The sequence below is a fragment of the Acaryochloris sp. IP29b_bin.137 genome (genome assembly GCF_028285745.1).
Classification (GTDB): domain Bacteria; phylum Cyanobacteriota; class Cyanobacteriia; order Thermosynechococcales; family Thermosynechococcaceae; genus Acaryochloris.
The window spans coordinates 1-15,354 of sequence record NZ_JANQOP010000063.1; the positions used below are offsets into that span (position 1 = coordinate 1).

The following is a 15,354-nucleotide window of genomic DNA, read 5'->3' on the forward strand; positions in this document are numbered from 1 at the left end:
AGGGTAGTCGTTTCGGCCACCCTATTTTCTTTGAAATCACACTGCCCTATCTACTGCTGACTCTAGATTTGAAGTACCTTGTCATCCCCAAAGCAATATTCTATAATTAATTAAAAGTTATAGATTCAAAAATATCCTGAGCTGTTAGTTTTAGCTCAGGGAATAATTCATCACTTAGAACACAATTCTCGCGATAGCTAATAGGTAATTGTTCAGGAATAAACACCGTAATAGTTTTTGCCTTAGGATCTACGATCCAGACTCTGGATATGCCTGCATTTAAATAGTCTGTTGCCTTGTCCGCCATACCTCTGAAGGATTGATCCGGTGAGATGACCTCGATGGCTAGCTCGGGAGGGACAGGGCAGGGACCATCTTTATCTCCCATGCTAGAGAGACGCTCATTGGAGATATAGAGCAAATCAGGAACGGGGACCCAAGTTTTCCCCTCTCGGGATAGGACAACCGCCCATTCAAGACCCACTTCTCCTCGACCTTGTGCCCATTGTCGGAGCAATACGTATAACTCACCTGAAACCCGAGAGTGGAATCGTTGTGGAGATATTTTTGGAATCGCTTCTCCATCAATGAGTTCACAGGCCGTTTCACCCTCAGGAAGTGAGAGAAACTCGTCTAGAGTTAGTTTTCGCGTGACAGCCGGAGTCATGATTTGCTTCACCTTGGGCAATCAGGGTGGGCTGGGGACTAATTCTAATGTAGTCTGTTGCTGATTCTTAGATTAGATCCTTATTCTTTTCTGTACAGTTGTTAATTCTGAGAAGAGTCAAGGAAGACATTAGGCGTCCAGCTACCGTGGAATCCATGGGGAATATGATGTTGAAGGTATAATTTTGCAATTACGGTGTTCAGATCTTGGGCATCTAAAATGGCCAAATAAGAACGATTTGTGGAAGCATCAAATACGAGAGAGAGTAACCAGCCATCGTCTTCTTGAGTGCTGCCGGGGCGAGGGACAAAAATCGGCTCACCTGGAAATGATCTGGGAGCGACACTCCAGATTTGCTGCTCACCGGATTCTTTATCGAACTTAAGAATGGCTTGCAGGGGACCATTTTTATCTGAACTGTCACAGACATTCATGTATACATAACGATGCTCTTTCCCGACCCATTGGGGATGCACAGAGGGAAATTCACACCCTCTTCCCACCACTTTTCGGTGAAATACGGTTTTAGTAGATAAATCAACCTCAAATTCCCATAACTCTCCTGTGGGGAAAGACTCAAAGTCAATTTGCTCAAGGTCTAACTCGTCTTGCTGTTTCTGGGGGAAGAAATCACTACAAACGGATTCAAAGTAGAGTTTCCCATCTTTTTCCCAGGCATTGCCATGGTGAAATCCAAAGAATGAGTCGGTTTCTAATATCTCTAGGTCATGATTGCCATGGCGAGAAATAAGGATGATTTTGGTGGGTTGCTCTGGATTGAAGTCAAAACATTGTTCAATGGTTTTGAATCCCAGCAGGAAAGGTAATCCTTTGACCTGAAAGGGATGCTGCACAAAGATGTAGTAATTTTCCGTTACTAACATGTCGTGTAAAAACGCAAACCCGGATAAAGGATGAGAGGACTGTTTTAATGGGTTGCCCTGCTCATCGAGTTCAAAGATGGTTAAGCTTTGAGACGCAATCCCTTTAACGCCAAAATTAATAAAACGGCCATCAATGATTCTGGGGTGAGCTGAAAAAGGTTGATCGGCTGCGAGCAAGCCATCTAGAGTGTCTGGACCAATGGTTTCTAGGGTCTCAGGAGTGAGCTGATGGGGATGACCGCCTTCCCACATCGCCCATAATTTATCTCCCCAGTAAATCACGCTGGTGTTTGCCGCATTTTTGAAATTGGTGTCAAAGATATTCGCCAGCCATCCACCCGCTTTTTGGGTGCCAAACCCTCGGTACAGGATTTTTCCAGCGGCTTGTTCTTTAAGATAGCCTTCTGTGCGGACGTAGCGATTTTGAAAGTGGGCACGACCTTGCTCAAAGGTGATGGCACAGATCATGCCGTCCCCATCGAAGGGATGACCGATCTTTTGGCCGTTGACTTCTAAGCTTCCAGCTCCATTCCGAAACAACGTCCCTTGAAGTTCTGGGGGGATGGTGCCTTCAACCTCATCAATCCAATAACTATATTCATTTAGCTGGGATTCGTAACCTTTAGCCCAGTCTTTGACTAGAGAAGTGTTCTCGTCTAATTTCTCTGATGTAATAGCTGTCATACCAATTTCATTAAGTTTTGTGATGATCTTAGCGCGAAACAACCTATGCCAAAATTGCAGAGATATTGAGGTAATGTTCTAGCAACGGTAAGTTTAGTCAAACACTTTTCAAGTGGGAGTCAGCTCTCCCAAGTTCTTTCGTCTACGTGATGCATTAACTGTCTTTCTAAGATTGCCACCAATTTTCAATCTGTAGATTCAGATACCCGTTCAAATTCTCGCCTGTTTGCTGTGATCAAAATTGGGATTAAACCATTTGTAGAGTATTCGGTTTAGGGATATGTTGATCCTCCATTTGCCAGACCTCAAGATACATATCAATCACCTCTTCTCCCTTGCGAATTGCTTCTTCACGGGTTGCGCCATGAGTACAAGGCATAACGACGAGATCAGCGAACTCAGGGATTGTGACTAGATAAAGCTGATCTTCCAGGGACCATTGAACAATCATGCTGTATTGGCTCATTAATCTTCGTCCTTCCGTATTTCTCCCAACTCAATCAGTAATTTGGCTAGCTGTTTTTCTAGATAGTGGGGGACATCATCTCCATCTTTGCCTGAAAGGGTCAGGGTTTTATTAAGAAGAGGATGCTTCCAACGTTCGTGGCTACCTTTACCCCGTTTAGGTAAATAGACGAATCCTGTGCGTACAAGTTGAGCCTTCAGCTCTCGAATCTTTCGCGGCATGAACTGGCCTACTTACACCTTAATGGAGTTGTAAACCATATCTCTTCTATCTCGTTATTCCAAGATAGCGCTCTTGTTAAGGGAGATCAGCTTCTTAAAGGACTCATTATCTAACTCCGTTAACCACGACTCATCCGAACCTACGATTGCACCAGCCAGTTTTTTCTTGTCCTCAATCATTTCGTCGATCCTTTCTTCTAGGGTGCCAATGGCGACGAACTTATGGACAAATACATTCTTTTTCTGGCCGATGCGGAAGGCACGGTCTGTGGCTTGGTCCTCCACTGCCGGATTCCACCAGCGATCGAAGTGGAAGACATGATTGGCTTTGGTGAGGGTGATGCCGACGCCCCCTGCTCTAAGGGACAAAATAAACACAGACGGTCCAGTCTCAGGATCTTGAAACTCAGTAATCATCTGTTCTCGCTTGTTACGGTTGGTGCCGCCGTGGATGTAGTAGGTGGTGTAGTGGTGGGTTTGGCGCAGATACTTTTCCAGGGCATCACCGAGTTCGGTGAACTGGGTGAACACCAACAAGCTTTCTCCTTCTTCCATCACTTCAGTGATCATCTCCGTAAGACGGCTGAGTTTATGAGAACGCTCGGGGGTAAAGTCACTTTCATCTTGGAGGAACTGCCGGGGATGGTTACAAATTTGTTTGAGCTTTAGCAGGGTGGAGAGAATCATGCCCTTGCGCTGAATACCGTCTACCTCGTCAATGTCCTTGGAAATCTCTTTGACAACAGCTTCGTAGAGGGAGGCTTGCTCTTTGGTGAGGTTGCAATAGAGTTTTTGCTCCACCTTATCGGGTAGGTCTTTGATAATCGATTTGTCCGTTTTCACCCGTCGCAGGATAAAGGGCTCCACTAGCTTTTTGAGGGTGGTGGATTGCCTACGGTTATTGTCCTTTTGGATTGGTAGTTCGAAGTTTTTGCGGAACTGGTTTTGCTTGCCCAAGTATCCCGGATTAAGGAAGTTGAAGATGGACCATAAATCTAGCAGCCGATTTTCCACAGGGGTGCCAGTGAGGGCCAGTCGGTGGGTGGCTGAGAGCTTAAGGATGGCTTTGGTTTGAGCAGCTTTGGGATTTTTGATATTCTGCGCTTCATCTAAGACAATCCGATGCCAAGGAACAGCATCCAGTAGCTTGCTATCCCTGCGGGCGAGGCTAAAGGAAGTAATCACCACATCATTCTGGTCCGCCATTGCCTTAAAGTCTTTGGCGGCTTTGGCCCGTTCATTGCCGTGGTGAACGATGGCTTGTAGATGGGGAGCAAATTTCTGGATTTCTCGCCGCCAATTGCCCACGACTGAGGTGGGTGCAATCAGTAGGGTAGGGAGTATGGTTTCGTCGGCTTCTTCCCGTTCCTGAGCTAGGCGGGCAATCACCTGAACGGTTTTGCCTAGGCCCATATCATCGGCCAAGCAGCCATTTAGGCCGAGCTGCTCTAAATAATTTAGCCAGGAAACGCCTCGTCTTTGGTATTCCCGTAAGGTGCCTTGTAGGGTTTTGGGATCTGCGATCGCATCCAATCTACTCTTATCCTGAAGCTGCTTCAGCATCTGGGCGAGGGTCTTGTCGCGGTCAAAATCCACCTCCACATCGTCTCCTCCTTCTGCGGTCATCCGCATAAACTCTAGGAGCGTCATATCGGGATTCTCAGCCTGCTGAGTTTTCCAGAACTCCAGCATCTGCTGCATCTTGTCCTGGTCGAGGTGCATCCACTGGCCTCGAAACTGCACCAGGGAAGATTTTGCCTGCACCAGCTCCAGCCATTCCTGCTCAGAAACCTTTTGGTCCCCAATGGCTAGGTCGTACTTATATTCGACCAGCCGATCTTGGGAGAAGTAGCTTTTGGATTTATCGTTGGCGTTGGAGATGGATCGCCCCTTCGCCCGCAGCCTAATCTTGGCTCGCTGCCGTCCCTTGGGTGTCCACCAGGCGGGCACAATTACTTTGTAGCCTGCATTCTCTAATACCCAGGCGGATTCCTGCAAAAAATCTAGGGCGGCACCGATCTCCAAAGGAATACCAATGGGTTGGTCGGTTTCTAGTCCCTGCCAAAGCTGGGGATAAATTCGAGCGGCATACCCTAAGCCGAGTAATAGATGCTGCTCGAAACTCTCACCTAAATGCTTTTGTAATTCCTGTTGCTTTTCGGGTTTGAACCGCCAGTAATCTAAGAGGGAAATTTGTAAAGACGGATCCTGTTTGGGGGCGACGAGAAACTGCAATTGCCAATGATCTTTCGGCTTGGGGGGATCTTGGAATTGGAAGCAGAGATAAAAAGAGGTTGAAGTTTGGGTTTTGCGGATGCGATCACGCCACGCTCGCCACTGTTCATATAGCTCCTGATTGGCGTTACGGCCATCATGGTTGTCCGATTGCAGACAATCTTCAATCAACGTGCTGGCGATTTTTTTCGAAAAGCTGGCGGGTAAATAGGTTGCGGTAATTATTTCCGTCAGCAAATGTTCTGAAAAATGTCGCAACAGCGTTTTTCGATCATAAAAAGTGGAGGTTGGAGGACATTCCGTAAACCCAGACACACAGGCTAGGGGCATATAGTCCACAAATCGATCTAGCTCAGTTTCGTAGGATTCACTGACAATTTCCCAGGCTGGATAGATTTCGACGGCCTGAGATTTAGTTCGAGATTTAGATTTGCTGCGAGAACCCTTGGTGGATGACACTTCTCGGTAACGCAGGGCTGGAATATATTGATCTTTCAGCAAGACAGGTTTGAGGGTTTGGGTGTAGTGATACCAAAACAGCAAATCTGCCCCGAGCTGCATATCTGCCAGATTATGCAGGGCAATAAAGTGTAGCTCATTGAGCAGCTTGATGATGTCAGTGACGGGTTGCTGTTTATACTGCCCTGTCTTTACCCAAGTTTTAACCTCAAAGCAATCCACCTGCCAATACTGCCACTCAAAAGTCTCAGGAGTGGCCTGCTCCAGGTATCGGGCCAGTTCTAGGGAAGGGAGCGGGGCCTGATCTGTGCTAGGAAGCAAGAAATGGCGTGAATCAATCAGTTGTTCTAGGGGGCGACCGGGTTTCACACCTAGCTCATTGCTGAGGAAGTCTTCTAATTCGTCCCTCGCCAATTGGAAGGGATGAATGGAACGAGCTGTTTTTCGCTTCTTTTTGGGTTCGGTTGTTTCCACCCAAAGATAAAAAGCGCCTGATTGTATAAATGTGGCTTCGTCAGGGATCCAGGTTCCGTGGATGATCTTCATGACTTAGGTTAGATACAGGTGGCTCAGCGTAGTTCCAAGGTTAACCAAACTGTATCAGGTTGGGTTGACTGCATTGCGAGGCCTCTGATAGCCCTGCTTCCGCGCTAGTTGGTTTCTTCTGTCAATCGTTTACCCGGATCACAATCAAGAAGTTGGCATAGAAATACAGATTTAGATCGCTACTGTTTCTGCCAGTGATCACCATCACTGCTTTGCTTTGTGTAGGATCACTTCCTACTGAGGCCGAGCGTCATAGCATCGTGCAAGCAGACAGAATGATGCCAATGAATCTTTCGTATTACTTCATCCTTAATCTTGCGGGAATTAGGGGCTTTAACGAGGTCTAAAATCGAATGCATTTTGAGGGTCTCAAGTTTTTGGCAACGAAACGTCTTGAATGTGGAAATTGGCAACCTGGTTTTCTATCAAATGCTATCTTTTGCCCAATTCAGGGAATATTAAATGCGGTCTCCAACTTAGCTGATGGGCCATCATTCTGGGTACACACATGCAATACTTCCTAAAATTGAGCCCAAACACTGTCCGTGAATAGGTTTGTTGACTAAACAGACCCTAATGTGTTTACAATTGAGCTTTTTGTCAATCTAAAAGGATCTGTAATAAAACTATTGCGGCTTTAGATAATCGTTTTTTCTGTTTCACCCACGCGATCTAATTTTTCTTTTTTGAGGAGATATTTAATGGCAACCAAATGGAAACTGATTGTTCCTGGTATCATCGCCGGTGCAGTTGCGATCGGGGGAATTGCTGCCTATTTTTACTTAAAGGTTATTCCTGCTCGGGAAGGAACCAGTCCTGTCGCCAGCGCGAAAATTGTGCCCGATGAAGCCTGGATGGCCGGCTACGTTGATATTACATCTGACTCATGGGATAAATTACGTAATTTTGGCACTCCAGAGGCTCAAGACATCGTGTTTGGTGGTGTCGATACGATGACGGCAGATATCAAAAAACAGTTAGCCGAAGATAAATTAGACTATGACAAGGATATCAAGCCCTGGCTAGGCAGCGTTATGTTTGCTGCTGTCCCGGCAAGCGATGAGGCCTCCGTTCCTGGCTTCTTAATGGTGATTGGTATTAAGGACAAGGTTGAAGCCCTAAACTTTGCTAACAAAATCAAAGACAAGGAAGATCTAAACGTCAAAGAAACGGATCATAAGGGTGTCAAGATTCTAGAAGTTGAAACTTCTGGCTCTCCTAGCTTTGTGGCCATTCTCGATAATCACCTAGCGATGTCTGACAACCCAGAGGTTGTCAAAAAAGCAATTGATTCTTCCAAAGGCGATCCTTCTTTGGCGACTGATGGGGATGCCAGAAAAATTTTGGAAGAGAGCATGAAGCTGGACAACCCCGTTGCTCAAATCTTTATTCCCAACTACGGAAAACTGATTGAACAGACAGCGGCGTTTAATCCCGGTAATCCTCTCCCTCCTCAACTCAAGGATCAACTCAATCAGATTAAATCTGTGTCCGTTGGCATGGGCATTGACAATGAAGGGGTGCGGTTGCGTGCTGTGACCAAGGTCAATCCAGATTCATTTAAGTGGGAATTCAAGCCAGTTCCAGGCAAAATCATTTCTCAGTTCCCTGCCAACACATTACTATCGGCAAATGGAGGCAGCCTAAGCAGCCAATGGAACTACGCTATCGAGCAACTAGAGAGCTTACCTGAATTTAAAGAAGGTTTAGACGAAGTTAGACAGCAAATTCGTCAGAATACCCAGCTTGACTTGGACAAAGACATCATTGGTTGGATGGATAAGGAAGTAGGCTTGGCCCTTATCCCAGGCAATCAAGGTCTACTGCAATCAGTGGGGTTTGGAGGCACCTTGGTGTTTAAAACCAGCGATCGCGCTAAAGCGGAAGCAACCTTAGCCAAACTGGATGACCTTGCTAAACAGAGTAACGTCCCAGTTAACAAGAGTAAAATCGGTAATGTTGATGTAACTCAATGGCAATTCCCTCCAACAAAAGAAACCCTTGCAGGTCATGGTTGGATCGATAACGAAACGGTCTTTTTCGCGATTGGTGACCCGATCATCAAGGTAATGGCTTCTAAACCAGATAAAACCTTGGATCAAAGTGAGACATTCAAGTCTGTTACTCGAACATTACCCAAGTCGAATTCCGGTTACTTCTTCGTCAATATGGATGAAGCGAACAAAGTGATTTTGAGTAATCCGGCGATTACGAGTCAAGGCATCATCACACCTCAAGTTGAAGCTGTTCTCAAGTCAATACGAGGAATTGGCATTGCTAGCACTCAAATGGATAAGTCCACTTATACGGGTGATGTACTTTTAGCACTTAAGCCAAAATCATAAGCGCAATATTCTGATTGCTATAAGATCTGGTCGAGTCATATTCTCGACCAGATCTTTCTGCTTTAAGAGAATTGAAATCTTAGCTTTCACAGCAGCTTAATCAGGGTGCTCAAATCGAGTGTATCCAAACGTAAAATTGAGGGGTTGAGAAGGATTGAGTATGTTACAACTCTCTCATTCATTCACTTGGGAGTAGTAATCGATGAATGAACATCCGCAACCTTCGTCTGGATCTGGGCAAGAACCTGAAGGCCAGCCTGAAAGCCCTCCTAGTCCGCCCCCTTTGCCCCATGAGTCTCAAACTGTAAACCAATCTCCATCCACTCCCCCTCCTTATCCACCAGACTATCAATCTCCTTCAACGCCGATGCCCAATGAACCACCTGCCAATCCTTTCATTGAGTCCGGTAAAGCTGCCATGTCAGATGCAGCAAGCGTGGTCAAGCGGTTGCAGAAAGATCCCACACAGGGACTTCAAGCCGCTCTAGATTCATTGGGAGATCAGCGGGCCTTTAATGTTGGACTATTGCTAGGTGGTCTATTTGTATTTTTTTCCTGGGGAGCCGCTTGGCGCGTCAGCAATGATATTTTTCGTTTTTTTACGTTCTCTTTGAGTCGCTTCTCTACTGGATCTGACTTCCGTCCTCAGTTAGGCGTTGCCGATCACCTCAAAATCATTATTGTCTCTGCCTTGCCGTTCCTCGCTGCTGTGGGCGTATTGATTGCTATTCAAAAGCTCTTCAAAAGCCGAGGCAATAGCAAACAAATGGTGTTTATTGCAGGAATATGCTTTCTCCCTGTAGCCATCCTGCAGCTACTCATTATGGTATTTGGTGCGGGAAATATTGAGTTTCTTCTAATTCTGATTTTGGTGGTATTTACAACTACAGTGTTACTGATCAATACTGCTTTAATCGATGTCCTTAAGCTATCTTCGCGCACGGCGATGATTCTAGTTCCGGCTATTTTGTTAGTAATTTTCTATGTGCAGAAGCTTCTGTTGGAGAGTATTTTGACCCCCTAATTTTGACGCCTAAAGGAATACTTAGAGATTACGGGCACTAGCAAACTGCACTGCCGCTCTTGACGTCTTCACATATCGCCAATGCCAGGGCTCGAAATTAACCCCTTGAGCATTACTACGGGGAAATGAGAGCTCAAACCCATATCTGCTGGCATTGTTGCTTAGCCAACGATAGGCGGTAGTGTCTTCAAAGGCTACCTTTAGATCTTTGTCCGGTTGGTTGCGATCGCCAATGTCAATCGCATACCCAGTATGATGCTCACTAAAACCAGGTGGGGCACTGAATTTGGCTGCTGCTTGTTGACTACCGCGTTTTTGGACCTGCTTATCAAATAATTCGGCTTGATCCTTTACCGAGCGAAAACCAGAGATGGGCTGAAGTGTGAGGTTCGCCTTGGCAGCAGCATCGACGAGTTGAGAAAATGCTGCCGCTGCTTCTTGATCTAAATATTCTGTCCGACGATAAGCCCCACGGGTAAAGTCTCCAATACTGACTAGGCGATTACTGTCATTTTCGGCGTAGGGTAAGTGACCGTAAAAATCTTGAGGTTTGGAGGCAATGGGTGAAGTTGGAGGTGTGTTGATGTTAGGTTGTGGCTCGTTCGGAATGGATGGCAAGTTTTCATACAACGGTGGCGTTGGTTTACTTTGAGCAGAGGGTGGCAATTCTTGGGGTGTTTCAACAGTGGGTTGTGCTGGGAGCTGTGGCGATTGTTCTTCCGATACGGGGGAATCAGCAGGGATCCATTGAAGGCTAGCTGCTAGCCAGACAATAACCGCTGTGGTCAAAATACTGATCACTACAAACTGAAACTGACCGAAAACTTTTTGGAACCCTTTCATAACTCTATTTGCTGCCCCAAACTTTGACAGTATCCACAATAATTGAGAATAGAAGCTTTAGTGTCTCAGTCCCGCTGAATTAATTGAGCTGCAATCCAGCCCCTAGCACCTGACTTAGGAAAAAAGACGTCGTACCAGAGGTAACCGCCTACATCTTTTTGCTGACCCACAATTTGCACACGATCGCCAGGGTAAGCCATATGTTTAGTGGGGAACTTTGTTCCAGGGCCTGTACGAATATTTTTGCTTTCTGGACTGCCAACAATGGTTGCATTCGTCGTCGAGGGCACCGGTTTTGGCGATGGCTTCGGCGTCGGTTTTGGAGACGGGGGAGCGGTTTGATCCGCTTCTACTAGCTGAGCTGCAATCCACCCCTGTGCTTGGGATTTAGGAAGGTAAACATTGTGCCAGAGGAAGCCCCCTTGATCGCGATCGCTGGTAACAATCCTGATGCGATCGCCGGGGTAGACAATATGAGTTTGAGCATAGTTTGTACCCGGACCAGACCGAATATTTTTTGATCCAGGTTCTCCGACAATCCGGGCATTGGTTTGAGCTGCATTAGGCGGTAAGGCAACGTCAACTGGCGGGGGTGTGACCGGCCGGTTGATCTGGCTATCGTTATTATTGCTGGTGGATGACGAAGGAGTGGAGGACGGAGAGTTATCAACTGCTCTATCTGAGGTAGAAGGGTTTGTATTCACCGCAGGGGTTGGTGATGGGGAATTACGAGTGAGCAAGTCCGAGACCTGTCCTCGCAAAAGCACTGCCCCCGCTAGTACAAATACCCCCACAATGCTTCCGGTCAGCATAGCTTTCTGCCATTCCGGGAATCGAGCTTGATTGACGGTTGGTGAAACGGAGGGTGGATGTTGGGGAATGACAGCTTGTGTAGGTTCCGGTACACCCGGTTCAGTGACCGGTGGAGGAGAGGGGTGTTGAGGTGGGATATTTTGAGGGGAGTGAGAGACGATATTCGCTGCCTCCACACCTGCTGGGAGTGTTTCCTGATGAGCAAGGGTTGCAGACGGGCTGTTGGGTATTTCCTCCTGAGCCATATCGACAATATCGGTTGGAGGCAGAACCAGGCGATTCATCATGGCTGCAGCACTTAAGAACCTGTTGTTAGGGTGGGGATGAATGGCTTGATTCAAAGTGGCAACAAATTCTGGGCTGAGATGAGGGGCTAAATGCTGCCAGAGAAGCATACCCGTTTGCGGATCAGTTTCGAATTCCTGAGGAATTTTGCGGGTCAATAGATAAATAGCGGTCAGGCCAAGGCTGAACAAATCACTGCTATACACGGGACGTCCGGCCAATTGTTCCATGGGCATATATCCGGGTGTACCCACTACAATCGAGCGATTCGTTTGTCCTTGAGAATTAACGACCGTACTCATTGTTTCTTTGACAGCCCCAAAATCGATCAGGCTGGGAATTCCGTCCTTTTGGCGCAAGATAATGTTGTCTGGCTTAATATCCCGATGGACAATCCGCTGTTGATGGATATAGTCAATGACGGGTAGGAGTTTGACTAAAATCTCTCGTACTTCTGTCTCACTGAGGGGACCTTGCTGCATTTTCTGGGTTAGGGTTTGACCTGCAACCCATTCTTCAACTAAGTAAAACTGGCCTGCTTCTTCCAAAAAAGCGTAGAGTCTGGGGATTTGATCATGACTTTCTCCCAAACGCTCTAGGATAGCGGCTTCCCTCTGAAACCGATCTTTCACCAATTGGTAGATCTGAGGATTATTATCAATGGGCTTCAACTGCTTGATCACGCATTGACGGCGGGATGGCATCTGGGTATCTTCTGCCAAAAAGGTGGTGCCAAACCCACCATCGCCAAGGATCTTGATCACCCGGTAGCGGTTATTGAGTAAGGTTGGGGTTTGAGGGGGTTGCACATTAGGAGTATTCGCACCAGAATTCGTCATGCATCCACCTGACTGTCGAGAAAAAATAAGGGAACCTTAATCCCACCATAAAAGCTGCTACGGCAATATGCAGTGATCAGACCCTATCTGTCACGTGATTTAAAGCAATTCTGCCCCACCTTGCTTCGCCGAGGACAGGGATAGTCGCGTTCAAGCTCTTAAATTTCTTAGATTCAGTGCTGGGTAAACAGCAGCCAGAACCATATGCAATATTCCTTTCAAATCTATCAACGATCTTTCCAGCAACCTTTACAAACCCATCATGGCCTGTGGTCAATCCGACAAGGTTTGATTGTGTCGTTAGCAGATGATTCTGGCCATATTGGCCGCGGGGAAATTGCGCCCCTAGCCTGGTTTGGGTCTGAAACTTGGGAACAGGCCTATCACTTTTGCCAGCACCTGCGACAGCAGCTAACGCAATCTCAGATTTTGTCTGTCCCGGATGACTATCCGGCATGCCAATTTGGATTTGGCACGGCTTGGGAAGCCTTAACTCAAAACTTGGTATCAACCCCAGCTCCCCCTGATATCTGTGGCCTATTGCCAACCGGAATACAAGCGTTATCTGCTGCCTCACACCTGTGGGAACAGGGCTATCGAACCTTCAAGTGGAAGATTGGGGTGGATGCTCCCGAACACGAACAGAGTCTTTTCCGGCAGTTGATGGCAGCTCTACCGCAACAAGCCCTGATTCGACTGGATGCCAACGGTGGGTTAACCCATAAAGCGGCTCAGGGTTGGCTTCAGCTTTGCGATTTGGTCGCAGACCACAGGACGATTGAATATCTAGAGCAACCTTTGCCGCCTAATCAATTTTCTGACATGTTGTTGCTAAGTCAGCAGTTTGAAACACCTTTAGCCTTAGATGAGTCAGTGGCAACCCTATCTCAACTCCAGCAGTGTTATCGCCAAGGTTGGAAGGGTATTTTCGTGATTAAACCTGCCATTTGCGGTTATCCTGATCGCTTACGTCAGTTTTGCCAGACCCATCCCATTGATGCTGTTTTCTCCTCTGTGTTTGAATCAGATATCGGGCGACAAGCTTGCCTAAAGTTAGCCGCCGAACTCTCTAATCCTAGACGGGCGATAGGTTTTGGTGTTCGCCATTGGTTATCCCCTGATGAATAATAAATCGTTTCCTCGTGATTCCTTCAAGCCGACTAGTGCTTGTTCTCCTCAGGTACTCTGGCAACGACAAGACTGGATGATGGGTTTGAATAATCAGATTTGGTTAGAGCGAACTGGGCAACGCCAATTAGAGTTACAACACTGGATAGATCGAGAGCAATATCCCAGGATCCTATTAGTCCAGACCGATCCGTTAGAGTTCTTGGCTGGATTTATGGCGGCTTGCTTATGCGATTGTCCTGTGTTCTTAGGGAACCCGCATTGGCAACGGTCTGAATGGCAGCAGGTTTTACACTTGGCAAATCCCCAAATTATTTGGGGCGTCTCTCAATTGCCAAAGATTGATATCCCGGAACCGACTCCAACCCAGCCAAAAGAGAAGGGATGGATTTTGATTCCTACCGGAGGCTCATCAGGGCAAATTCGATTTGCGATTCACACTTGGTCTACCCTAGCTGCCTCAGTCAAAGGCTGCCAACGCCACTTTTTCGGCAATCAACCGGATGCTATCCATTCTTGTTGCTGGTTACCGCTGTATCACGTGAGTGGGTTGATGCAGTTTATGCGATCGCTCCTTACAGACGGCCAATTCATCCTATTACCCAAACACTGTTTTTCCACCCATCCCCCTTTGGTTCCAGACATTGCTGCCTTTCTTGATTCTGAATCTAAGCAACCTCAGCAGTATTTTCTTTCCCTTGTCCCCACTCAACTCCAGCGACTCTTACAACAGAGTGACGCTCGCTTACAATGGCTCGCTCGGTTTCGCACCATTTTGGTGGGGGGAGCCCCGGCATGGCCATCTTTATTAAAGACAGCTCGCCAGCACCAACTTCGCCTCGCTTTAACTTACGGCATGACGGAAACCGCCTCACAAGTCGCAACCTTAGATCCAAATCAATTTCTATTGGGGGCAATTCACAATGGCCCCGTCTTGCCCCATGCCCAGATCACTATTCGGGATGATCAACTCAAGCCGGTTACTGCCAATACCATAGGACAAGTGGTCATTCAAAGTGACTCTCTCTGTAAGGGCTATTACCCTCAACGATTTGCGTCTTCTCATCAATTTTTGACAGACGATATTGGCTATTTCAATGACTATGAAGAGTTGCATATCGTGGGCCGTTTAAGTCGCAAAATTATTTCAGGAGGAGAGAATATTTTTCCCGAAGAAATAGAATCAGTCCTCTTGGGTACAGGCATGGTGAAGGATGTGATGGTTTTTGGCGAGCCTCATCCCGACTGGGGCCAAAGTATAACGGCTTTAGTGGTCCCCTTATCTCCACACTTTTCCCTGCCTGCATTGAAATCGATGCTTGCCAACCAACTCAGTGCCTTTAAACAACCGCAACAATGGCATGTCTTACCTGAGCTTCCCCGTAACCCACAAGGCAAAATCGACCCGGCCCAAACCAGAACAGCCGTTCAGTTCCCTCAATCAGAGGGTTAGGGATCGGGGATTCGGATATGGGCTCATCCAATTTTATGGATATTTTGCGCCTTGTTAATCCCCACAAACAAGAGTGAACTTTGGTAAAAGAAGTGAGCAGGTGCTGGGGGTTAATGCTAGATTAAACCCAGGTACAAAAAGTCAAAGTTAACAAGTAATCCCAGAGCATGTCTGTACCTCCTACCTCTGTTCTGAAGAGCAACCTTCTATCTGAGAACTTACAATTTGTGGTCATCATTTTCTATATTGGAAGTGCAAAGGCCAGAACACTTATCTAGTAAAGATACGTAAGACTTACCTCTTAGAACTGTTGCTGTTGTTAATGTCCACTTTAGCTGTTTTTCTGTACACTCTATCTATTTTTCAACTCTGAGCAAACATACATTCTCGGTTTCTATAGGATTTGGGGTTTGGTTACAATAAGCCAAACCCCTTAGCCATTATAGGGTTGTTTATATTGCT

At 46.7% G+C, this 15,354-nt stretch carries 11 protein-coding genes; 4 read left to right on the plus strand and 7 right to left on the minus strand.

Features of this window, described 5'->3' with window-relative positions; all coding sequences use genetic code 11:
• Window positions 1–106: 106 nt before the first annotated feature.
• From Q0991_RS04725 to Q0991_RS04745, 5 genes are all read right to left on the minus strand, one after another.
• Complete coding sequence (locus Q0991_RS04725; RefSeq protein ID WP_299485968.1) at window positions 107–667, minus strand: Uma2 family endonuclease; 561 nt, start codon at window positions 665–667, stop codon at window positions 107–109.
• A 101-nt stretch (window positions 668–768) separates the two neighbouring features.
• On the minus strand, window positions 769–2,235 hold the full coding sequence (locus Q0991_RS04730) for a carotenoid oxygenase family protein (protein WP_299485970.1): 1,467 nt from the start codon (window positions 2,233–2,235) through the stop codon (window positions 769–771).
• Window positions 2,236–2,482: 247 nt separating this feature from the next.
• Window positions 2,483–2,701 carry a type II toxin-antitoxin system HicB family antitoxin gene (locus tag Q0991_RS04735; RefSeq protein WP_366524898.1) on the minus strand — a complete coding sequence of 73 codons (219 nt, stop codon included), beginning with the start codon at window positions 2,699–2,701 and terminating at the stop codon, window positions 2,483–2,485.
• The gene (locus Q0991_RS04740) at window positions 2,701–2,922 is read right to left on the minus strand and encodes a type II toxin-antitoxin system HicA family toxin (RefSeq protein ID WP_299485974.1); all 222 of its coding nucleotides are present in this window, start codon (window positions 2,920–2,922) and stop codon (window positions 2,701–2,703) included. The genes Q0991_RS04735 and Q0991_RS04740 overlap by 1 nt, the downstream gene beginning before the upstream one ends.
• A gap of 54 nt (window positions 2,923–2,976) precedes the next feature.
• A complete protein-coding gene (locus Q0991_RS04745) occupies window positions 2,977–6,162 on the minus strand; it encodes a DEAD/DEAH box helicase (RefSeq protein ID WP_299485976.1) in 3,186 nt (1,061 codons plus the stop codon).
• A 701-nt stretch (window positions 6,163–6,863) separates the two neighbouring features.
• Here Q0991_RS04745 and Q0991_RS04750 point away from each other — a divergent pair.
• Window positions 6,864–8,507 carry a DUF3352 domain-containing protein gene (locus Q0991_RS04750; protein ID WP_299485978.1) on the plus strand — a complete coding sequence of 548 codons (1,644 nt, stop codon included), beginning with the start codon at window positions 6,864–6,866 and terminating at the stop codon, window positions 8,505–8,507.
• Between the two features lie 202 nt (window positions 8,508–8,709).
• Window positions 8,710–9,531: a Yip1 family protein gene (locus Q0991_RS04755; RefSeq protein WP_299485980.1), complete on the plus strand. Its 822-nt coding sequence runs from the start codon at window positions 8,710–8,712 to the stop codon at window positions 9,529–9,531.
• A 21-nt stretch (window positions 9,532–9,552) separates the two neighbouring features.
• On the opposite strand, the gene Q0991_RS04760 is transcribed toward Q0991_RS04755, so the two are convergent.
• Window positions 9,553–10,374 (minus strand): D-alanyl-D-alanine carboxypeptidase family protein, encoded by an 822-nt coding sequence (locus tag Q0991_RS04760; protein WP_299485982.1) that lies wholly within the window; start codon window positions 10,372–10,374, stop codon window positions 9,553–9,555.
• A gap of 65 nt (window positions 10,375–10,439) precedes the next feature.
• Window positions 10,440–12,311, minus strand: a complete 1,872-nt coding sequence (locus tag Q0991_RS04765) for a serine/threonine protein kinase (RefSeq protein ID WP_299485984.1) — start codon at window positions 12,309–12,311, stop codon at window positions 10,440–10,442.
• A gap of 204 nt (window positions 12,312–12,515) precedes the next feature.
• Here Q0991_RS04765 and Q0991_RS04770 point away from each other — a divergent pair, with 204 nt between their 5' ends.
• Window positions 12,516–13,439, plus strand: a complete 924-nt coding sequence (locus Q0991_RS04770) for an o-succinylbenzoate synthase (RefSeq protein WP_299485986.1) — start codon at window positions 12,516–12,518, stop codon at window positions 13,437–13,439.
• Window positions 13,432–14,892 carry a 2-succinylbenzoate--CoA ligase gene (locus Q0991_RS04775; protein ID WP_299485988.1) on the plus strand — a complete coding sequence of 487 codons (1,461 nt, stop codon included), beginning with the start codon at window positions 13,432–13,434 and terminating at the stop codon, window positions 14,890–14,892. The genes Q0991_RS04770 and Q0991_RS04775 overlap by 8 nt, the downstream gene beginning before the upstream one ends.
• The last annotated feature ends 462 nt before the right edge of the window (window positions 14,893–15,354 follow it).

Bases quoted from the DNA above. Each gene is read 5' to 3' on its own strand.
- Q0991_RS04725 (WP_299485968.1), bottom strand. From the start codon at position 667: ATGACTCCGGCTGTCACGCGAAAACTAACTCTAGACGAGTTTCTCTCA.
- Q0991_RS04730 (WP_299485970.1), bottom strand. From the start codon at position 2,235: ATGACAGCTATTACATCAGAGAAATTAGACGAGAACACTTCTCTAGTC.
- Q0991_RS04735 (WP_366524898.1), bottom strand. From the start codon at position 2,701: ATGAGCCAATACAGCATGATTGTTCAATGGTCCCTGGAAGATCAGCTT.
- Q0991_RS04740 (WP_299485974.1), bottom strand. From the start codon at position 2,922: ATGCCGCGAAAGATTCGAGAGCTGAAGGCTCAACTTGTACGCACAGGA.
- Q0991_RS04745 (WP_299485976.1), bottom strand. From the start codon at position 6,162: ATGAAGATCATCCACGGAACCTGGATCCCTGACGAAGCCACATTTATA.
- Q0991_RS04750 (WP_299485978.1), top strand. From the start codon at position 6,864: ATGGCAACCAAATGGAAACTGATTGTTCCTGGTATCATCGCCGGTGCA.
- Q0991_RS04755 (WP_299485980.1), top strand. From the start codon at position 8,710: ATGAATGAACATCCGCAACCTTCGTCTGGATCTGGGCAAGAACCTGAA.
- Q0991_RS04760 (WP_299485982.1), bottom strand. From the start codon at position 10,374: ATGAAAGGGTTCCAAAAAGTTTTCGGTCAGTTTCAGTTTGTAGTGATC.
- Q0991_RS04765 (WP_299485984.1), bottom strand. From the start codon at position 12,311: ATGACGAATTCTGGTGCGAATACTCCTAATGTGCAACCCCCTCAAACC.
- Q0991_RS04770 (WP_299485986.1), top strand. From the start codon at position 12,516: ATGCAATATTCCTTTCAAATCTATCAACGATCTTTCCAGCAACCTTTA.
- Q0991_RS04775 (WP_299485988.1), top strand. From the start codon at position 13,432: ATGAATAATAAATCGTTTCCTCGTGATTCCTTCAAGCCGACTAGTGCT.